This window comes from Labrys sp. Lb11 (assembly GCF_057554225.1).
Map to the genome: position 1 here is coordinate 1 of NZ_BAAJOT010000006.1, position 16,679 is coordinate 16,679.

Below are 16,679 nucleotides of genomic sequence, written 5' to 3' on the forward strand. Positions count from 1 at the left end.
CCGCTCCGATCGCCAGTCCGACCTTCACCGGCACGCCGCTGCGCCGACGCCGGCGCTCGGCAACAGCTCGACGCTGATCGCCACCATGGCGGCCGTGCAAGCCAACGCTCCGTTCAAGAACGTCGCGCTGCTGACGGCCTCGTCCGGCACCTGGACGCCGCCGGCCAACGTCACCCGCATCCGCGCCATCGGCATCGGCGCGGGCGGCGGCGGTGGCGGCGTCGGCAACACGGCGGCGGCCACGGCCTCGTCCGGCGCCGGCGGCGTACGCTCGACCTTCGTCATGGCGGTCACCCCGGGCGTCGCGATCAACTACACCTGCGGCGCCGCGGGCTCCGGCGGCGCCGCCGGCAACAACCCCGGCACCGACGGCGGCGACAGCACCTTCGGCGCCGCCACGGTGCCGGGCGGCAAGGGCGGCAATGCCAGCGCCAGCGGCAACGCGACCTCGCCAACTCGACGGCCGTGCTCGACGCGCAGGCGCTCGCCATGATCAACATCCCGACCGCCGGCTTCTTCGTCGAGGACTACACGACCGGCAGCGTCGGGGTCGGTTCGGCCGGCGTCGGCGGCAGGGCCCGCGCCGCGGTCTACGGCACCCCGGGTGTCGGCGGCACCAACGGCGCCGGCGGCAACGCAGACGGCTACGGCGCGGGCGGCGGCGGCGCGGGCTCGACCAGCGCGAACAACTTCGCCGGCGGCAACGGCTCGCCCGGTTGCTGGATCATCGAATACTGACATGACCCCGATCACCTGGCGAAGGACCTGCTCGAGCCGGAGCGGGCGCGCTTCATCATGAAGAACGGCTCCATGGCCGGCGGGCGGGCGGAGAACGCATCCGAGCAGATCGTCGTCAGCCCGTCGCCCTATTGGGGCCTGTCGATCGAGGATATCGGCATCTACACCCGGCCGCAGGTGCTGGCGTTCCGCGCCATCATCGCCGGCCTCAGCGGCATGGCCGGGGTGCTGGCCATGCCGACCTGGGACGATCCGCACCAGCCCGCCGGCGGTCGCCGGCGCCGCCCCTGGGGCGGCGGCGAGACCTGGGGCGCGGGGCGAGCTCTGGGACATGGGCGCCACCGACGTGGTCGTCGCCGCCGACGCGCCGCACCGCTCGGTCACCGTCGACATGGCCTGGACCGGCCCGGCGCCCGAGGCGGGGCAATACTGCCAGATCGGCCTCGGCTTCCACATCATCAGCGCGGCCGCGCCTCTGGGCGATGGCTCGGCGCGCATGACCCTCTGGCCGCCGCTGCGGGCGCCGGCGGTCGCGGGCGACCATGTCGAGATGGACGATCCGCGTTGCCTGATGCGCCTGGAGACCGACGAGGAGGGCGCGCTGGCGCTCGAGGCCGCCAGCCATGGCGTCTCGCCGTCGCTGCGCCTGGTCGAGTCGATCCTTTCCGGCGGCTGAGCCTCCGCCCCGACCGCCGCCCGCCGTGGCGGCGATTTCCTGCTGCAACGAAGCGAGCCGTGCATGGGCATCATTTCCGACAAGGGCGCTACTGGCTGCGCAAATACTTCCTCGACGGGGTCGCCGCGAGCGGCCTCAACGATCCGAGGAAGGAGGACGGTGTCCCGTTCGTCGACGCGGTCCAGGACGAGATCGACGCGCTGAAGGCGCTCGGCGCGACCGGCGCCAAATGGAAGACCGAGGTGCGGGTCGCCGTCGCCGGCGCCGTCGCCCCGGCCGCCCTGGTGCCGGGCGCCACCTTCGACGGCGTGGTGCTGGCGGCCGGCGACCGGGCCGGCCTCGTCTCCAATCCGTCGGGGGCGCTCAACGGCCTCTATGTCGTCCAGGCCGCAGGCGCGGCGACCCGCGCCCCGGACGCCGCGACCGGCGCCGACCTGCTGGCCGCCGCCTTCTATGTTCGCGAGGGCACGGTCAATGGCGGCAAGCAATATATCTGCTCGACGCCCGGGCCGATCGTCGTCGGCACCACGCCGCTGACGTGGACCCTGATGTCCGACCAGGTGGCGGTCAAGGCCAGCATTGCCGCCCTGACGGCGCGGGTCGACCCTGGCCTGGTCTACGGCCCCGCGGCGACCACCGGCACCGCTTCGGCGTACGCCTTCACGGTCGCCGGCATGCCGGTGCTCACCAACGGCATGACCATCGCCTTCGTCGCGCATCTGCAGAGCGCGGCGGGCGCCACCCTCACGACGCCGGAACGCGTGGCTTTGTCGCTGCCGCCCCTCGTCCTGGCCAATGCGGCCGGCGAGGACCTCGGCGACGGCGCCTGCCTCGCCGACCGCGTCTACCTCGCCCAGGTCTGGGGCAACAAGCTGCGCGTGCACACTGGAGACGACGGCGCCATGGCGGTCAAACTCACCCCGTTCCCGATCAAGGGCACCGTCGGCCCGGCCGGCGCCGAGATCCTGCCGGCGAGCGACACGGTCAAGGCCGTCCAGATCGCCAATTCCTCGGACGCCAACATGCGGTTCGGCATCGGTTTTGCGCCGGAGGTCAGCGGCTATGGCTACCCGCTCGGCCCCGGCGACAGCTGGGCCTCGGACATCACGCCCGGCCTGGCGATCAACCTCGTCGCCGACGCCGAAGGGTCGAAGTACACCGCCAACATCTGGACCACGAACGGCCGCAACCCGATCGCCGACAAGGCCTTCGACGCGCTGCTGGCGCGCAACGGCACCGTGCTTCCGACACCGTGGCTCGACCCTTACCGGACCTTCTTCTCCGAGACGATGCCTCTCTGGCAGCTCTGCAAGGTGTGGGGCATGCTCATCGGGCCGGACAACGCCCTCGCCTTCGAAAACTGGGCGGCGGCGACGCCGGCCTTCACGCCCTACAACAGCCCGGCGCGGGACGCCAAGCGGGGCCTGCTGTTCGTGTCGGCGTCGTCGCAATATGTCGACACCCATGTGAGCCAGGGCGACCTGCCGGCCAACAACATCGCCATCGGCGTCTGCTCGACCGAGACGGCCGCCAAGGGCGCGGCGCCGCAATGGGACCTGTCCAACCAGGTCAATGCCATCGACACCCTCCGCAATGCCGGCATGGTCTGCCGGGCGGCGACGACCGGCTCCGACACGGTGGCCGACAACACCCTGCCGGGCCGCGGCGGCGTCATGGGCTGGGCTCGCGCGTCGAACACGGCCTATCGCGCCCATGCCGGGACGCAGGCCTATCCGCTGACCCGCAACGGCACCACGACCACGGCTTACCCCTTCCTGTTCGGTTGCGACGCCGCGGCGCTGACGGGGGCGCCGGTCGCCGGCACCTATATCAACGGCTACCGCGACCTCTTCTTCGTCGGTCCGGCCGACGTCTTCGGCGATGCCGGCTTCACGGCCATCCGCGTCGCCCGGGCCAAGTTCCTTGCTGCGATTGCGAGCCTCTGATCATGCCGACCCATGATGTGATCGTTACCGGCGGCACCTCGCAGGGTGCGATCGCCGCCGAGAGCCTGGCCCGCGACGGACTCGACGTCGGCGTCATCGAGCCGTCGCCGCATCGCGGCGGCGAGACCACGGGCGGTCTCGGCATCGGCGACTGGCCGGGCAGCCCGAGCGGCGTCGGCGGCATCGCCAAGGAGCTGGCGCTGGCGATCAGCAACGAGAGCCTGGCCTCCGGCTGGGTGCCGCCCGGATCCGGCTGGACCTGGCCGCGCAATTTCGAGGCCGCCGCCGCCCAGCGCGCGCTGGACACCGTGTGCCCGACGTCCAATCCCAAGGTGACGTACTATTTCAACAGCTACATCCAATCGGTTTCGGCGCAGCAGCTGTCGGATCGGCGCCGCATCACCGGCGTGGTGCTGCAGTCGGTGCAGCGCGACCCGCTGACCAAGAAATGGATCGGCACGACGCGCAACGCGCAGACGCTTGTGGCGCGCAAGGGCATCATCGAGTGCGAATGGCTCGGTGACGCGATGCGCCTCGCCGGCGTGCCGCGCGGCTTCGGCCGCGAGCCGGCCAGGCGCCACAACGAGCCGATCGGCCTCGCCGGGTTCAATTTCGCCTCGCGGGTCGCCAAGACCTATCGATCGGTCGACAGCCGGGGCAACATCGCGCCCTATCGCAGCATGCCGCCTTACTCCCCGGACGGCGTCATCGACGAGCGGATGCAGGGGCGCGGCGACCTCCGGCCCATGGCGATGGGCTACCGGCTGATGCTGTCGACGGCGCCCGACCGGGTCCCGTGGGACACCGTCAAGACCCAGGCCATCGCGGCCGGCATCTTCCGGCGCGAGGACTGGGGCGCCTGGATCGAGGAGATCAACCGTGAGGGCTACGGCAACATCGACCTCGGCGGCACCGGCATCACCGCGCGCCGCAGCGTGCCCTCGGCGCAGGGATCGCCGGATCCCGGCCTGCCGCTGCTGTCCACCAACGGCATGGACGTGATCGACGGCAGCGCGTGGGAATACATGATCGCCAGCTATCAGCGCCGGGAGCAGATCGCCTGGGACGTCATGGTCTCGATGCTGTGCCGTCTGATCATCGCGGCGACGGACGCGAGCGTCCCGCAGGCTCTCAAGGACAACATGGCCCTCTACGGCCTGTGCCCCAACCAGTTCCAGACCGACTATATCGGCGTGCCGGGCTGGTCGCCCTGGCTCTATGTGCGCGAGTGGCCGCGGCTGATCACCGACACGATGATCGACGCGAACTATTCGCTCAACAACGCGCCCTGCGACGATCCGATCGTCCGCAACTACTACTACCACGACAGCCACTCGTCGGAAGAATACCCGCTGCCCGACCTGACCTCCGTCCGGGAGGGCAGGCCGGCCGAGGAATTCGAGTATTCGACCCCCTGGTCGCAGTCCTTCCGCTCGATCAAGCCGAACCGCCGCATTGCCGCGAACATGTATTGCCCGATCGCGCCCGCGATCACGCATGCCTCGCAGATGAGCCAGCGCATCGCCTGGAACATGATGATGGCGGCGGAGGCGGCCGCCAAGGCGATGAAGATCGCCGCCGACCGCGGCATCGATCCCTGCGACGTGCCCTACGACGAGCTGGTCAAGCGCCTGCTCGCCGCCGGCATCCCGATCAAGTGAGGAGGCCTCCATGGGCATGTCATTCAGCCGCCGCGGCGGCGCGTCCAGCCTGCCGCGCGTCATCGGCAACGGCATCGTCGTGCATGCCGACGGCCAGCTCTTCGGCCGCAGCATCTACGGCATCGGCGGCCAGCGTATCGATCGCGGCGACGGCATCGACGGGGATATCGCCATCCATGCGACGCCGGGCGGCCGCCTGCTCGGCAAGGGCGTCGGGCTCGACGGCGCCAGCTCGGCCGAGCAGGTCATCCCGATCTTCGGCGGCGTCACGCGGTTCTCGATCACGATGGTGCGGTTCGCGAATGCGCGCGGCGCGCCGGATGACGACATGGCCGCCGGCATCAGGACCCTGCCGGCCGGCAACGGTCTCGTCGTGGTGGCGGCGACGCAGAAGTTCGACGGCTTGACGGACATCTGGAAGGAAGTGCGCGTGCCGGTCGCCCTCGGCGACGTTTCGGCGGTGCCGTACTTCTACCTCCAGATGGCGACCGTCAACACGACGCCGATCACGTTCGACGTCTACATCCATGGCGACGTCCTCGAACAGGAACTCGCCTGACCAGGGAGGGCCTCATGGCCACATCTGTCCAGATCATCCTGTCGGCCGAGAGCCGTCGCCGCGCCATCGCCTGGGTCCAGGTTGCAGCCATGACCGACGGCGCGCCGGTCTGGGGGCCTCCCATGCCGCCGGCCGAGGCGGCGCTTCTCGAGCCCGACGACGGCTACAGCCTGCCGATGGCGGCCGGCGCCAGCCGGATCGTCGTCATGGCCGGCCCGGCGATCGGCGACGAGGCCGCGGCCGGCACCGATGTCTCGATCGACGTCATCCTGCCAGTCGGCAGCCACAGCACCATCGTCGCCTATGAGCAGGCCTATCCGGGGCCGGATGGCGCCTGGCTGCCGGACGCGCCGCCGGCCGGCTCCGCCGAGTGGTGGGCCGGGGACCGCTGCACCGTCACGGCCCGGGCCGGTGTCGCGCGCATCGTCGTCGAGGAGACGCGCGACGTGATCGCGGCGCCGCCGCAGCAGGAAACGCCGGAGCCGGAAACGCCCACGGATGAGGAGGAGGCGGCCCGGCTGGCCTGGCACCGCGAGCAGCAGGCACTGCTGCAGTAGCGCGCCCGGCAGACCGTTCGATCACGAGCCGCCTTCGGGCGGCTTTCTTTATGGGACGCCCACGTGGCGGAGCCGGGATGCTTGTGGGCGCTCACACCCCGGCTCCGCGCCGCAGATCGAGCCGATCCGCTGCCGAGCGGGATCATCGCAACCCATCACCCTTCGTCCATCACCCATTTGGGGGATATGTATGACAACTACGCTCGACATTCAGACGAGATTGAAGGCGCTCGGTTTCAACTCCGGCCTGCTCGACGGTAAGCCCGGCCCCAAGACGGAAGCGGCCATCCGCATGTTCCAGGCCGCGAGGGCGCTGACGGTCGACGGGATCGCCGGGCCGAAGACGCTGGCGGCGCTGTTCCCGGCGATGGGCGCACCCGGGCCGAAGCCTGCTGCCGCGACCGGCGTCGTGCCGGGCGCCTGGATGCCGGCCGCCCTGATGCAGCGGATCATCGTCCACTGGACGGCCGGGGCTCACAAGGCGTCCGGCCTCGATCGGTCGCACTATCACATCCTGGTCGAGGGCGACGGCACGCTGGTGCGCGGCACGCCGTCGATCGACCTCAATGAGGCGCCGCTGCGCCAGGGCTATGCCGCCCACACGCTCGGCTGCAACGGCGGCTCGATCGGCGTCTCGCTCTGCTGCATGGCCGGCGCCGTCGAGAACCCATTCTCTGCCGGCCCGGCGCCGATGACGCGCATGCAATGGGACCAGCTGCCGCTGGTCGTCGCCGACCTCTGCCGGCGCTATCTCATTCCGGTGCTGCCGCGGACGGTGCTGTCCCATGCCGAAGTGCAGGAAACGCTCGGCATCAAGCAGCGCGGCAAGTGGGACATCAGCCGCCTGCCGTTCGACGCCGGCACGCAGGGCGCCCGCGCCTGTGGCGACCGGCTGCGCGCCGCGGTCATCGCTGCTCTCTGATCCCGCGCCCGGCCGGCCGCCGGGCACCCCCCCATAGAGGAAGAGCGACATGCGTGACGAACGGGCAATGGAAGAGATCAGAAACACAGACATCCCGCGCCGCTGCAACATCCACGAGTTCACGGCGGCCGAGCTGGCGATCCGCGAGGCGGTGCTCGCTGTCGAGAAGGCCGGCGCCCATCCGCTGCTGACCGATGCCGTCAATCTGTTGGCGCAGGCGCAGAACAAGGTCGCCGACTTCGTCGATGGCGTGTCTCCTGCCGTGCCGCCGTCCGGCTCTGATCGCATGCTTCAGTGGTTCGCCTATCAGCACTTGCCCGGCCACCTCCAGAAGGTGTCCCGCCCGTTCGGGGAGCTCGCCCAGGAGATCGTGGACACCTTGCCGCAGAACGCGGAGCGGACAGTCGCCCTCCGCAAGCTCCTCGAGGCGAAGGACTGTGCCGTCCGGGCTCTGATCGAGAAGTGATCGAGCCGTCAAGCGATCCTTGACACCTCCGCGCCCGGCCGGTTGCCTGGCATCCTCTACTACAGGACATCGCCATGAACACCACTTCCGCCAAGGCCTGGGCGGCGCTGATCACGGCTGCCGCCGGCGTCGCCGCGCTCTACGGCGTCAAGGTGACGCTGCCGGACGATACGACGCTGACCACGGTCATCACTCTCATCATGCCGCTCGTGACTGCCGGCATCACCTGGATGGTGCCCAACAAGCCGAAGGCCTGAACTTCGACGGCATTGCCTCTCTGGACTGGGAATACATCATGTCGAGCGGAGACCCCGCCATGAACCTCTCATCCTTGTTTACGCTGCAGAACATTATCGCCGTCGGGACGATCGGTGTCGTCGTGGTCGCCGGCTGGACCCGCTTTCAGTCGACAGACGAAGCGATGCGGGTGCGCTTCGACGTTGACGAGGCGCGGCAGGAGGCCCGCTGGCGCGACCTGGACAAGCGCATGGATGGCGCCGCCACGGCGGTCGCGGCCCGCTTCGCGGCGGTGGAAACCAAGGCAGCCCCGATCGAAAATCTCGGCTTTCGCGTCGGAGCCGTCGAGGGCTCGATCGCCGCGCTCAATGCCAGGGTCGACCGGGTGGCGGACACGATGAAGGACGGCTTCGACCGGCTGTCGGGCGGCATGGCGGCGATGACGACCCGGATCGAGGTGCTTAATGAGACGCTCAAGCGCCTCGCGCCGCCGCCGCCCGCGAGCGCGCCCTATGCGCCGGGCAAGCGGACGCTGATGCAGCGGGCCGAGCGGGACTTCCCTCCGGCCGATCCGTAGGGCGCGACGACACGTCCACAATCAAAGGGCGGCGATCGTCACGCCCGGGCAGGCATGCTTGCGCCAATAGGTCGTACTCGTGCCGATCCTGGCGTGCCGCTCATCCAGCGCCTTCACCGGCTTGCCGCGCAGCAGCCAGATGAGGCCCATGCGGTCGTAGCGCGCGAGCGGCGCGACCGCGTCGAGCCCGAACAGCTCCTCGACGGTCCATCCGCCTGCCGCGGCCCTTTCGCCCCAGTCTGCCAGGAATTCCGTCGCATCGTCGACGGCCTGTCGCCAGCGGCTCGGCATATCGACCGGATCGGATTTGCGCAGGAGCGCGAGGGCGTCGACATAGTGCTGCATGGGGCGGGCGCAGTTGGTTGAAGCCGAATCGATCGCGGCGGAGGTGGACCATAGAGCCCGGCCGGGCCGCGGGACATGGCGGCCATCGCGTCACCCGGGCGCCGGCGGCTCGTCGTCGTCGCGGATCATCGGCGCGTAGAACGGCAGCCGATGATGCTGCTTGGTGCGCCGCAGCCATCGCACCCACGGCTGCGGATCGGGCGACGCATCGATACCGCCGTGCCGGCCGCATGTGCCGCAGCGCTGCGACGCCGCCAGGGCCGGGAGCGGCATCATGTCGTCGCCGGCGATCTCGGCCGGTTCGATCGTCCATGTGGCGTGGCAGCTCGGACAGGACATCCAGACGCCGACGCCGGCCTCGCGCAGCTCGCCCAGCCGAGCCTTTGGTGCGTCCCACCGGTCCCTCACGATCGCACCAGGCGCTTGAGCCTCTCAAACCGGCGCGGGTCCATGTAAGCCCAGGTCTGCGCGCCGCGATGGCCGCAGGCGGTGCAGCGCATGCGCAGGCCGACATCGGCGACCCGGTCACCGACGGAGAGACGCTCCCACGGGATCGTGACGCTGTGCGGACAGGCCGGGCATTGCACCACCAGGTGCTCCCAGCCGGCCTCGCGGGCCTGCCAGACGGTGCGCGGGTCGATCATGTCGATAGGGTCCATGGCATGGATCCTCGCTCCGGCAGGGCAGTCCCGTCAAGAACGAAATGAGAACAAAAAGACTCGACATGGCCCAGAACGACGCATAGCTTCGGGAGCGTCAAGCTGCCGAGGTAACCCATGTGGACACTCAGCCCTGTGGAAGAGCGTCGTCGTGCCAAGGTCCGTGGCGAGGTCGACGACAATGGCCGGACGCTGGCGGAAGCTTATCTGGAAGCGGCCGGCGGAGATTACGACATTGCCCTGCTGAAGATGGCCAAGGTGACCAGCCTGCTGCTGGCCGAGGTCGAGCTCTACCGGTCGGACCGGATGACGCCGCAGCTGCGACGGGCCATGCAGGATCAATACAGGCAGGTCAGCGGCGTGCGCGGTGCCGTTCGCTGAGATGGCGCGCGGCTGCAGGATCCTGTTTGATGGGTTCGGACCGCGACGAGACTGACCCATGTGCAATCTGTACAGCAACACGACGACGCAGGAGGCCATGCGCGCCCTGCGCAAGGCCCTGAAGGACCATCTCGGCAACCAGGATCGGCAGACGGCGATCTTCCCGGACGGCTTGGCGCCGGTGATCCGGCACGGCGCCGATGGCGAGGAGTTGATCCGGATGCGGTGGGGGTTTCCGCCGGTCCAGACCGCTCTCGTCACCAACGTTCGAAATGTCGACTCGAAATTCTGGAAGCCCTGGCTCAAGCCGGCTTACCGCTGCCTCGTTCCGGCAACGTCGTTCTGCGAGTACGACGAGCAAAATGCCAAGCGGCCGACATGGTTCGCCTTGGACGACACGCGCCCGACCTTCTGCTTCGCCGGTATTTGGAGACCGTGGGCCGGAACTCGCGGGACGAAGGCCAAGCCCGCCGAGGGCGAGCATCTGCTCTTCAGCTTCCTCACAACGAAGGCCAACGACATCGTGCGGCCGGTGCACGAAAAAGCGATGCCCGTGATCCTCACCACGCCGGAGGAGCGGGACATCTGGATGACGGCGCCGGAGGAGGATGCACTGCAGCTCCAGCGGCCGCTGCCGAACGACGCGCTCAAGATCGTCGCCACCGGCCGCCGCAGCGACGGCGATGAGGAGCCCGCGCTGCTCCTGTGATAGGGTGCCTGCATGGAGCCGCCGCGCCACGACTGTCACCCCGATCTGGTCATCGACTGCGAGATGATGCTCGAGGCGGAGTTTGCCGCGCTGGCCGAGCGGGCGGAGGCGGCCGGTTGGCCGGCTCATATTGTCGCCGGGGCGCTGGTCGGCCTCGCCCGGGCCCGGCGGCAGATGCTCGCCGCCAATGAGGCGACCGACGCGGCAATCGCCATCGCCGGCCCCGGGCGCACTATCGGGTAACGTGATCCAGTGTCGGCTCGGCCGAGGTGGACGGCGGAAAGGAGAACCGTTCGATCGCCATGATCAGGAGGCGCGGGTACGGGAATCCGCGTCCCTGCACAACACCTTCAAGGGTCCGCTTCGGGACCCCAAGCACGTCGGCCCCGCGCTGGACGGTCAGGTCGACAGCGTCAAGAAAATCCCGGACGATGCCGGCGAGTTCGGCCTTGTCCTCGTCAGTTTGAGGCATCGCTAGCTCCTGAGATAGAGGGTCGGATGGTCTGTTGCATCAGCATCTCCCAGCCACGCCGCTATCGCCCGGTCACGATCCGTCACATGACCATCGACCAGGCATGGAAAGGCTCGCTCGTAGTCCTCGACAGCAAGGAGGGTCAGTGCGCGGCCGGAGCCATCGAGCACAAAGCGCAGCGCGATGAGTTCGTTCGGACCAACTGAGAACCGTTCGCCGTCCTCCGCGGCGAGCAGTGCTGCCGTCAGCTCGTGCACCTGCGCCTCGGCGAGCCTTTCGCCTTCGACGGGGAGTTCGGCCGATGAGACATTTACCGCGCCGACCGCCCGAATAAGGCCGGACAGAAGTGCAGGCGATATGCCACGAGCGCCGTAATGGGTGGCAGGAATGGCGATCCTGCTGCCATCAGTCCGCTTTTTCATCAACGTCTTCCTTATCCGCGTCTGGAGCCGCGATGTCACCGTGCGCCAGACGCCTCAGCATCGCATCCAGCGATGCTTGTGCCTTGCGCTGGTCGATAGAGCGGAGAGAGCCAGTGACGTAGTGGGCCAGCAGGCCCGATGCGCGCACCCGGACCAGCACGCCATCGGCGACATAAAAGCTATCGCGTCGGAGCAGCGCCAGCGGCTCCAGGGTCGCAGGTAGGCCCATGAGTAGGCCGGGAGCCTGCGCCCCGGCGAGCGGGGTGCAGACGATGCGAGCGCGGTTGGGAGATGGGGACATCGTCGCCCCTCAAGCGGCCAGCTGCAGGCGCTGGTCGGCCGCACGGCCGGCGAGGCTCATCACAATCGGCGCGCCGTCATCGCCAGGGACGATGGTGCAGACATAGCCAACCGGGTCGACAATATCGCCGTCGACGATGGCATAGCCGGCGGGGAGGAGATAGGTGCTCACGGCGGCGTCGCCGTCAGCTTCGTGGTCGCCGAGCTGAAAACGATCGGCGACATTGCGGAAGCCGGAGAAATGACGGGTGACGGTGATGGTCCTCATGGGACTGGCCCTGGCCCCTCATTGGCGGGAGGCGCCGCTATCGGCTGCTGCCGACAATCGCAATGTACGCTGTCAGCGTATTATTGGCAAGCGAAAAATACGCTGACGGCGTATTTTGCTGCGAGCCATTTTTGGCGTAGTTCGGCGGTCGATGGTAACCGCATCCCGAGATATCAAGTGGTTACCTTCGACTGAAAATCGCAGTGTCGGTGGTTCGATTCCGCCCCTAGGCACCATCTTTCCTTATTCTCCAGTGGCTTGAAGCGGTGCGGCGTGCGTTGACCGCTGCTGTCCACCTTGCTTCACCCGGGAGGAGATGGCCAGGATCGAACTCGACGCCCGGGACGTCGTCGACTTCTACGAGATCGACCTCACGGCCCGGCAGAGCGCACCTGAGAGTGTGCGACGACAGGGTGCTGGGGGACGTCGGCTCCTCGATCTGCATGGACGGAAGCCGGTGCTCATGACCGAGCGCCGCCGCGATGCTGGCTGCCTCGGCGGCTCGGCCTATGTCCAGGCCAGAGGAAGCGGCCATGGTTGAGCCGGCGAGCCGGAAGATCGCGCCCGAGGGCTGCACCGACGCCGTGATGGACGCGGGCGCTCGGGAGCTGTGGCAGGAGAGCACCGGCGCGGCCGGCTTCGAGCTCGCGAGGCGGCAGGCTCCCTCGCCGCCATCCTTCGGCCGAGGTGTCCATGCGACCGCTCCATTTTGAGAGTTGCCGCCTCGTCACCGGCCGTCGCAGACTTGTGCATCGGCAACCGTGCAGGAACTCCCCTCCGACAGGGCGGGAGTGGGGAAAGGCAAATGACGATCACCAAAAGCACGAGCTTCACGCTGGACGGAGTGAACCCCTTCGTCGTCGGTGACCGGCACTATTCCTGGTCCGGAACGTTTCTCGATTCAATCGACACCTGGGGGCAAGGTGTCGGGCTGACTTATACCGCCACGGTCGCGCTGGGCGGTTCGAACTGGATCATCGGCAACCTCCGATTCGCCTCGGAGTCGAACCTCAAGGTCGTCATCAACGATTCCGCCAGCGGAACCGGCCGAAGCATCGAGCATATAACCCTGTTCAACCTGAGCGGCAGCCAGGTTACCCTGAATGGCACCCAAGTGGGAACCCTTGTCGCCGGCGAAGGAGCCGACACGGTCACGCTCGGCGCAGCGGGCGCGAGATATGTGGATCTGGGCAACGGGAACAACAAGTTCACGTCCGGGACAGGCTTTGTGGAAACGCTTTCCACGGGTGATGGCAATGATACCGTCAAGTTCGTTGGCGGCGTCACGACGGTCAGCCTCGGCGCCGGCACGAACAGCCTCACGACCGGAGCCGGGTTCGTCGACTTTGTCCTGGCCTACGACGGGAACGATACGGTCACGGTCGGCAGCGGCGGGGTGGGGGCGCTGCGGCTGGGCGGCGGAACGAACAAGGTGACGGCGACCGGATTTGTCGACAACTATATCGGCTTCGATGGCGCCGATAACCTGACGCTGAACGGCGGCGCCGGCACGATCGCGGTCAACGGCGGCAACAATATCGTCAAAACCGGAGCACAGTTCGTCGGCTTCATCGAAGCGGGCGACGGCGCCGATACCGTCACGATCGGCAGCGGCGGCGTTGCATCCGTGCGGCTGGCAGGCGGCGCGAACAAAGTGACCGCGACCGGCTACGTCGAAACCTATACGGGCGGTGACGGCAATGACACGCTGATCCTGAACGGCGGCGCCGGTTCGGTGGATGTCCGCGCCGGCGTGAATTCCGTGACCATCAACGGCGGTTTCCAGTCGATCTCCGCTTTCGATGACGGAACCGGCGGAAACACGATCATCGTGGGCAAGGAGGGTGGTGGGACCATCGGGCTCGGGAAGGGAATCGACACCGTCGAGACCAGCGGCTGGGTGGAGTTCATCAACACCCACTGGGGCAACGATGTCGTGAAGATCAATGCCGACGCATTCGGCGATGGGGCCGGCACCATCGATCTGGGGCAAGGCGCCGATACCCTGACCGCGCTCGGATGGGTCGGGTTTATCATGGGCGGCGCGGGCAGGGATTCGATCACCATCGGCGCAAACGGCGCTCAATCCGTCTCGCTCGGCTCGGAGGACGATACCGTGTCGACCGGTACCGGCTGGGTGCAGTCGATCTCGGGCGACCGTGGTAACGACAGCGTCAATCTCGGCAGTGGCGGCGCCGGATCGGTCACGGGCAATGCCGGCGACGACACCGTTACCGTCAATATGCTCGATGATGCCACCAGCAAGGTCCTGCTGGACGGCGGCAGCGACACAGATGGGGTGATTGGGGTCTCGGCCTGAGGGTGGCTGCTCCGTTCGGGATGTTGGAACGTGGTCCGTGTTGATCGGCCACAAGCATCGGGAAGGAGCAGCCATGGAATACTATGCCGGACTGGACGTTTCGCTGGAAGAGACCGCGATCTGCGTTGTGGATGGAACGGGCCGGATCGTGAAGGAGGCGCGCGCGGCGAGCGAGCCTGACGCGCTGGCCGCGGCGCTGAACCAGATCGGCCTGCCGCTGGAGCGCATCGGCCTGGAAGCCTGCTCGCTGACGGCCTGGCTTCACGACGGTCTGCGCGCGGCGGGCTTGCCGGCGATCTGCATCGAGACGCGCCAGGCCAATGCGGCGATGAAGACGATGCCCAACAAGACCGACCGCAACGACGCCCGCGCTTTGGCGCAGATCATGCGGACGGGCTGGTTCCGGCAGGTTCACGTCAAGAGCCGCCAGTGTCGACTGTGGCGTTCGCTTTTGGTGGCGCGCCGCACGGTCCTGGGCGAGATGCGCTCGATCGAGAATGTGGTGCGGGCGATCCTGCGCGAGGCCGGCCTCAAGCTCGGCACCCCTTCGCGTCCAGCCTTCGCTGGCCGCGTGCGCGAGTTGGCCGAGGGCGACCCGCTGGTGATGCCACTCGTCGAGCCGCTTCTGGCTGTGCTGTCCGGCATGCTGACCGCGCTCGCCGGTCTGACCAGGCAGGTCCTGGATCTCGTCAGGAAGGAGGAGGTCTGCCGGCGGCTGATGAGCGTTCCGGGCGTCGGCCCGATCACCGCGCTCGCCTTTCGGGCGACGATCGACCGGCCCGACCGGTTCAGGCGCTCGCGCGACGTCGGCGCCCATCTCGGCCTGACCCCGGCGCGCTACCAGTCCGGCGAAACCGACATCCAGGGCAAGATCAGCCGTTGCGGCGACGAACTCGCCCGCACGGCACTCTATGAGGCGGCGCACACGCTGCTGGTGCGCAGCCGGAAATGGTCGAGCCTGCGCGCCTGGGGGACGAAGATCGCCAGGCATCGCGGCATGGCCCGCGCCCGCGTCGCGGTCGCCCGCAAGCTCGCCGTCATCCTCCACCGCATGTGGAGCGACGGTGTGGAGTTCCGTTTCGGCAAAGACCCTGCCAATGGCGCCCCGGTCGCAGCATGACGCCGCAGTGCTGAAACAGGAGGACACAACACCACGCATGAACCCGCATCAAGGGTGAACCGGATCGTCCCGTGGGGACGATGGGCAAGGCGATCTCGTTGAGAGTCCAGAGCCTGCAGGGGCAAACCTGCAAGGTCGTGAAACAGATTGAGACGCCTCGCCCTTCTGACCCCATCATGCGGCGGCCAAGCGTCGACCGCGAAGAGAAGCGTGTGACCCACGGGAGCGACACAAGCCGGAGAAATCAGAACGAGCAGCTTGACCTCAACGACCCCAATCAGAGAGGACTCTCAGCTTCGCGGCCTTCACGACCAGGCTGACCCTTTCCCTCGCGAGTTCGGCCGAGGCTGATACGGGAGCCGGTATTTTCATCATCACCGGCTTCGAAAACCTCACCGGCGGCTCGGATCAGGACATCCTCACCGGCAATGCCGGAGCCAATATTCTGACAGGCGGCGCCGGCGCCGACACTCTCATCGGCGGCGGTGGCGATGACCAGCTTGTGGGCGGCACCGGCCTCGACCATCTGTGGGGCGGCACGGGTGCCGACACCTTCATCTTCAAGTCGACGATCGAGAGCCCGGCCTCGGCCAAGCGCGACGTGATCGAGGACTTCAGCTCTGCCCAGGGCGACAGGATCGACATCCGCGGCATCGACGCCGACACCACGGTCGCCGGCAACCAGGCCTTCCACTTCATCGGCACCGGCGCGTTCACCAGCCATGCGGGCGAGCTGCGCTACGAGGCCGCCGGCACCAGCATCATCGTCTCCGGCGACATCAACGGCGACGGCAAGGCGGATTTCTCCATCGAGCTTGCGCATGTCTCCACGCTCGTCGCCGGGGCCTTCCTGCTCTAACTCCTTGTTTCAGCGCGTCTTTGCGACTTGACGCGATTCCGTCAAATCGCAAGGCGCTCCAGGAGCAAGGCCGGAGTGCAGCCAATGAGCAGCCCCGAGGCGCGGCGATCGCTGCGACCGCGCCCCGGCTCCTACCGCTTGGCCTTCCGTCAGCCGGCGGCCTCGCGGCTGGGCTGCAGGCCGAGCACGACAAGATCGAGCGGATGGTCGCCGGTCTTCTGCGACATCATCGGATCGGACAGATCCTCATGGGATGAAAAGATCGACCGGACATGGAGCGCACGCAGTCGGCCGCAGCTTTGCGCGCTCGAAGCAACACTACCGCGCGCGGCGCGGCAGACCGTGCGCGGGGGCGAGCGGACGCATCACGTCGGTCTTGGCGATATGGTGTGTCCGACCCCGATCCGTGCGCTTCATGTTCTTTTTTGGTGAAGGCGGTCGCGCCGGACTTGCCCCGCAGCTCGACCTTCAGGGCCGCTATCGCA

Annotated in this window: 26 protein-coding genes and 1 tRNA gene; 19 read left to right on the top strand and 8 right to left on the bottom strand. The window is 68.0% G+C overall.

The genetic code is table 11. From position 1 onward, the window contains the following. The 11 genes from AC27L4_RS21960 to AC27L4_RS22010 all read left to right on the top strand — a co-directional run. A partial coding sequence (locus tag AC27L4_RS21960; RefSeq protein WP_487144508.1) for a glycine-rich domain-containing protein occupies window positions 1-493 on the top strand: 493 nt, incomplete at its 5' end. Next, window positions 490-738: a hypothetical protein gene (locus tag AC27L4_RS21965; RefSeq protein ID WP_487144509.1), complete on the top strand. Its 249-nt coding sequence runs from the start codon at window positions 490-492 to the stop codon at window positions 736-738. The genes AC27L4_RS21960 and AC27L4_RS21965, both read left to right, overlap by 4 nt. A 331-nt stretch (window positions 739-1,069) precedes the next feature. Continuing rightward, window positions 1,070-1,414 (top strand): hypothetical protein, encoded by a 345-nt coding sequence (locus tag AC27L4_RS21970; RefSeq protein WP_487144510.1) that lies wholly within the window; start codon window positions 1,070-1,072, stop codon window positions 1,412-1,414. Between the two features lie 59 nt (window positions 1,415-1,473). Next, on the top strand, window positions 1,474-3,360 hold the full coding sequence (locus AC27L4_RS21975) for an aldose epimerase family protein (protein ID WP_487144511.1): 1,887 nt from the start codon (window positions 1,474-1,476) through the stop codon (window positions 3,358-3,360). A gap of 2 nt (window positions 3,361-3,362) precedes the next feature. Beyond that, on the top strand, window positions 3,363-5,021 hold the full coding sequence (locus tag AC27L4_RS21980) for an FAD-dependent oxidoreductase (protein ID WP_487144512.1): 1,659 nt from the start codon (window positions 3,363-3,365) through the stop codon (window positions 5,019-5,021). A gap of 10 nt (window positions 5,022-5,031) precedes the next feature. Continuing rightward, complete coding sequence (locus tag AC27L4_RS21985; protein WP_487144513.1) at window positions 5,032-5,580, top strand: hypothetical protein; 549 nt, start codon at window positions 5,032-5,034, stop codon at window positions 5,578-5,580. A 14-nt stretch (window positions 5,581-5,594) separates the two neighbouring features. Further along, the gene (locus AC27L4_RS21990; RefSeq protein WP_487144514.1) at window positions 5,595-6,137 is read left to right on the top strand and encodes a hypothetical protein; all 543 of its coding nucleotides are present in this window, start codon (window positions 5,595-5,597) and stop codon (window positions 6,135-6,137) included. A 190-nt stretch (window positions 6,138-6,327) separates the two neighbouring features. Then, window positions 6,328-7,059: a peptidoglycan-binding protein gene (locus AC27L4_RS21995; RefSeq protein ID WP_487144515.1), complete on the top strand. Its 732-nt coding sequence runs from the start codon at window positions 6,328-6,330 to the stop codon at window positions 7,057-7,059. A gap of 49 nt (window positions 7,060-7,108) precedes the next feature. Further along, window positions 7,109-7,525, top strand: coding sequence for a hypothetical protein (locus AC27L4_RS22000; protein ID WP_487144516.1), 417 nt, complete (start codon window positions 7,109-7,111; stop codon window positions 7,523-7,525). A gap of 74 nt (window positions 7,526-7,599) precedes the next feature. Next, a complete protein-coding gene (locus AC27L4_RS22005) occupies window positions 7,600-7,782 on the top strand; it encodes a hypothetical protein (protein ID WP_487144517.1) in 183 nt (60 codons plus the stop codon). A gap of 59 nt (window positions 7,783-7,841) precedes the next feature. Further along, the gene (locus tag AC27L4_RS22010) at window positions 7,842-8,339 is read left to right on the top strand and encodes a hypothetical protein (protein WP_487144518.1); all 498 of its coding nucleotides are present in this window, start codon (window positions 7,842-7,844) and stop codon (window positions 8,337-8,339) included. Between the two features lie 21 nt (window positions 8,340-8,360). Here the strand turns inward: AC27L4_RS22010 and AC27L4_RS22015 are convergent, their stop codons facing one another. From AC27L4_RS22015 to AC27L4_RS22025, 3 genes are all read right to left on the bottom strand, one after another. After that, window positions 8,361-8,684: a hypothetical protein gene (locus AC27L4_RS22015; protein ID WP_487144519.1), complete on the bottom strand. Its 324-nt coding sequence runs from the start codon at window positions 8,682-8,684 to the stop codon at window positions 8,361-8,363. Window positions 8,685-8,774: 90 nt separating this feature from the next. Beyond that, on the bottom strand, window positions 8,775-9,092 hold the full coding sequence (locus tag AC27L4_RS22020; RefSeq protein WP_487144520.1) for a hypothetical protein: 318 nt from the start codon (window positions 9,090-9,092) through the stop codon (window positions 8,775-8,777). Next, window positions 9,089-9,343 carry a hypothetical protein gene (locus AC27L4_RS22025; RefSeq protein ID WP_487144521.1) on the bottom strand — a complete coding sequence of 85 codons (255 nt, stop codon included), beginning with the start codon at window positions 9,341-9,343 and terminating at the stop codon, window positions 9,089-9,091. The genes AC27L4_RS22020 and AC27L4_RS22025 overlap by 4 nt, the downstream gene beginning before the upstream one ends. A gap of 117 nt (window positions 9,344-9,460) precedes the next feature. On the opposite strand from AC27L4_RS22025, the gene AC27L4_RS22030 reads away from it, so the two are divergent. Genes AC27L4_RS22030 through AC27L4_RS22040 form a run of 3 tightly spaced genes read left to right on the top strand, consistent with a single transcriptional unit; the run spans window position 9,461 to window position 10,676 of the window. After that, complete coding sequence (locus tag AC27L4_RS22030; RefSeq protein ID WP_487144522.1) at window positions 9,461-9,724, top strand: hypothetical protein; 264 nt, start codon at window positions 9,461-9,463, stop codon at window positions 9,722-9,724. A gap of 58 nt (window positions 9,725-9,782) precedes the next feature. Beyond that, window positions 9,783-10,433: an SOS response-associated peptidase gene (locus AC27L4_RS22035; protein WP_487144523.1), complete on the top strand. Its 651-nt coding sequence runs from the start codon at window positions 9,783-9,785 to the stop codon at window positions 10,431-10,433. A 12-nt stretch (window positions 10,434-10,445) separates the two neighbouring features. Further along, window positions 10,446-10,676 carry a hypothetical protein gene (locus AC27L4_RS22040; protein WP_487144524.1) on the top strand — a complete coding sequence of 77 codons (231 nt, stop codon included), beginning with the start codon at window positions 10,446-10,448 and terminating at the stop codon, window positions 10,674-10,676. Here AC27L4_RS22040 and AC27L4_RS22045 read toward each other — a convergent pair. From AC27L4_RS22045 to AC27L4_RS22060, 4 genes are read right to left on the bottom strand one after another with little or no spacing between them, the layout of a single operon-like run. Next, window positions 10,666-10,905 (bottom strand): helix-turn-helix domain-containing protein, encoded by a 240-nt coding sequence (locus tag AC27L4_RS22045; protein ID WP_487144525.1) that lies wholly within the window; start codon window positions 10,903-10,905, stop codon window positions 10,666-10,668. The two genes, AC27L4_RS22040 and AC27L4_RS22045, sit on opposite strands and share 11 nt — an antisense overlap. Before the next feature lie 2 nt (window positions 10,906-10,907). Next, on the bottom strand, window positions 10,908-11,327 hold the full coding sequence (locus AC27L4_RS22050) for a hypothetical protein (protein ID WP_487144526.1): 420 nt from the start codon (window positions 11,325-11,327) through the stop codon (window positions 10,908-10,910). Then, the gene (locus tag AC27L4_RS22055) at window positions 11,311-11,628 is read right to left on the bottom strand and encodes a hypothetical protein (protein ID WP_487144527.1); all 318 of its coding nucleotides are present in this window, start codon (window positions 11,626-11,628) and stop codon (window positions 11,311-11,313) included. The genes AC27L4_RS22050 and AC27L4_RS22055 overlap by 17 nt, the downstream gene beginning before the upstream one ends. A 9-nt stretch (window positions 11,629-11,637) precedes the next feature. Further along, window positions 11,638-11,895, bottom strand: a complete 258-nt coding sequence (locus AC27L4_RS22060; RefSeq protein ID WP_487144528.1) for a hypothetical protein — start codon at window positions 11,893-11,895, stop codon at window positions 11,638-11,640. Window positions 11,896-12,065: 170 nt separating this feature from the next. Between AC27L4_RS22060 and AC27L4_RS22065 the strand changes: the two genes are divergently transcribed. The 4 genes from AC27L4_RS22065 to AC27L4_RS22080 all read left to right on the top strand — a co-directional run bounded on the left by AC27L4_RS22065 (window position 12,066) and on the right by AC27L4_RS22080 (window position 15,335). Then, window positions 12,066-12,131, top strand: a tRNA-OTHER gene (locus tag AC27L4_RS22065). An 80-nt stretch (window positions 12,132-12,211) separates the two neighbouring features. Continuing rightward, window positions 12,212-12,436 carry a hypothetical protein gene (locus AC27L4_RS22070; RefSeq protein ID WP_487144529.1) on the top strand — a complete coding sequence of 75 codons (225 nt, stop codon included), beginning with the start codon at window positions 12,212-12,214 and terminating at the stop codon, window positions 12,434-12,436. Between the two features lie 264 nt (window positions 12,437-12,700). Next, window positions 12,701-14,215, top strand: coding sequence for a beta strand repeat-containing protein (locus tag AC27L4_RS22075; protein ID WP_487144530.1), 1,515 nt, complete (start codon window positions 12,701-12,703; stop codon window positions 14,213-14,215). 73 nt (window positions 14,216-14,288) lie between these two features. Beyond that, window positions 14,289-15,335, top strand: coding sequence for an IS110 family RNA-guided transposase (locus AC27L4_RS22080; protein ID WP_487144531.1), 1,047 nt, complete (start codon window positions 14,289-14,291; stop codon window positions 15,333-15,335). 277 nt (window positions 15,336-15,612) lie between these two features. Here the strand turns inward: AC27L4_RS22080 and AC27L4_RS22085 are convergent, their stop codons facing one another. Further along, window positions 15,613-15,861, bottom strand: coding sequence for a hypothetical protein (locus AC27L4_RS22085; protein ID WP_487144532.1), 249 nt, complete (start codon window positions 15,859-15,861; stop codon window positions 15,613-15,615). Here AC27L4_RS22085 and AC27L4_RS22090 point away from each other — a divergent pair. Next, entirely contained in the window at window positions 15,751-16,194 is a 444-nt protein-coding gene (locus AC27L4_RS22090; RefSeq protein ID WP_487145229.1) for a M10 family metallopeptidase C-terminal domain-containing protein, read from the top strand. The genes AC27L4_RS22085 and AC27L4_RS22090 overlap by 111 nt on opposite strands. Window positions 16,195-16,679 lie beyond the last annotated feature (485 nt).

What these genes read in the sequence shown, in the direction of transcription:
- AC27L4_RS21965 (WP_487144509.1), top strand. Translation starts at nt 490, where the DNA reads ATGATCAACATCCCGACCGCCGGCTTCTTCGTCGAGGACTACACGACC.
- AC27L4_RS21970 (WP_487144510.1), top strand. Translation starts at nt 1,070, where the DNA reads ATGGGCGCCACCGACGTGGTCGTCGCCGCCGACGCGCCGCACCGCTCG.
- AC27L4_RS21980 (WP_487144512.1), top strand. Translation starts at nt 3,363, where the DNA reads ATGCCGACCCATGATGTGATCGTTACCGGCGGCACCTCGCAGGGTGCG.
- AC27L4_RS21985 (WP_487144513.1), top strand. Translation starts at nt 5,032, where the DNA reads ATGGGCATGTCATTCAGCCGCCGCGGCGGCGCGTCCAGCCTGCCGCGC.
- AC27L4_RS21990 (WP_487144514.1), top strand. Translation starts at nt 5,595, where the DNA reads ATGGCCACATCTGTCCAGATCATCCTGTCGGCCGAGAGCCGTCGCCGC.
- AC27L4_RS21995 (WP_487144515.1), top strand. Translation starts at nt 6,328, where the DNA reads ATGACAACTACGCTCGACATTCAGACGAGATTGAAGGCGCTCGGTTTC.
- AC27L4_RS22000 (WP_487144516.1), top strand. Translation starts at nt 7,109, where the DNA reads ATGCGTGACGAACGGGCAATGGAAGAGATCAGAAACACAGACATCCCG.
- AC27L4_RS22005 (WP_487144517.1), top strand. Translation starts at nt 7,600, where the DNA reads ATGAACACCACTTCCGCCAAGGCCTGGGCGGCGCTGATCACGGCTGCC.
- AC27L4_RS22010 (WP_487144518.1), top strand. Translation starts at nt 7,842, where the DNA reads ATGAACCTCTCATCCTTGTTTACGCTGCAGAACATTATCGCCGTCGGG.
- AC27L4_RS22015 (WP_487144519.1), bottom strand. Translation starts at nt 8,684, where the DNA reads ATGCAGCACTATGTCGACGCCCTCGCGCTCCTGCGCAAATCCGATCCG.
- AC27L4_RS22025 (WP_487144521.1), bottom strand. Translation starts at nt 9,343, where the DNA reads ATGGACCCTATCGACATGATCGACCCGCGCACCGTCTGGCAGGCCCGC.
- AC27L4_RS22030 (WP_487144522.1), top strand. Translation starts at nt 9,461, where the DNA reads ATGTGGACACTCAGCCCTGTGGAAGAGCGTCGTCGTGCCAAGGTCCGT.
- AC27L4_RS22035 (WP_487144523.1), top strand. Translation starts at nt 9,783, where the DNA reads ATGTGCAATCTGTACAGCAACACGACGACGCAGGAGGCCATGCGCGCC.
- AC27L4_RS22040 (WP_487144524.1), top strand. Translation starts at nt 10,446, where the DNA reads ATGGAGCCGCCGCGCCACGACTGTCACCCCGATCTGGTCATCGACTGC.
- AC27L4_RS22045 (WP_487144525.1), bottom strand. Translation starts at nt 10,905, where the DNA reads ATGCCTCAAACTGACGAGGACAAGGCCGAACTCGCCGGCATCGTCCGG.
- AC27L4_RS22050 (WP_487144526.1), bottom strand. Translation starts at nt 11,327, where the DNA reads ATGAAAAAGCGGACTGATGGCAGCAGGATCGCCATTCCTGCCACCCAT.
- AC27L4_RS22055 (WP_487144527.1), bottom strand. Translation starts at nt 11,628, where the DNA reads ATGTCCCCATCTCCCAACCGCGCTCGCATCGTCTGCACCCCGCTCGCC.
- AC27L4_RS22060 (WP_487144528.1), bottom strand. Translation starts at nt 11,895, where the DNA reads ATGAGGACCATCACCGTCACCCGTCATTTCTCCGGCTTCCGCAATGTC.
- AC27L4_RS22070 (WP_487144529.1), top strand. Translation starts at nt 12,212, where the DNA reads ATGGCCAGGATCGAACTCGACGCCCGGGACGTCGTCGACTTCTACGAG.
- AC27L4_RS22075 (WP_487144530.1), top strand. Translation starts at nt 12,701, where the DNA reads ATGACGATCACCAAAAGCACGAGCTTCACGCTGGACGGAGTGAACCCC.
- AC27L4_RS22080 (WP_487144531.1), top strand. Translation starts at nt 14,289, where the DNA reads ATGGAATACTATGCCGGACTGGACGTTTCGCTGGAAGAGACCGCGATC.
- AC27L4_RS22085 (WP_487144532.1), bottom strand. Translation starts at nt 15,861, where the DNA reads ATGGTCGAGGCCGGTGCCGCCCACAAGCTGGTCATCGCCACCGCCGCC.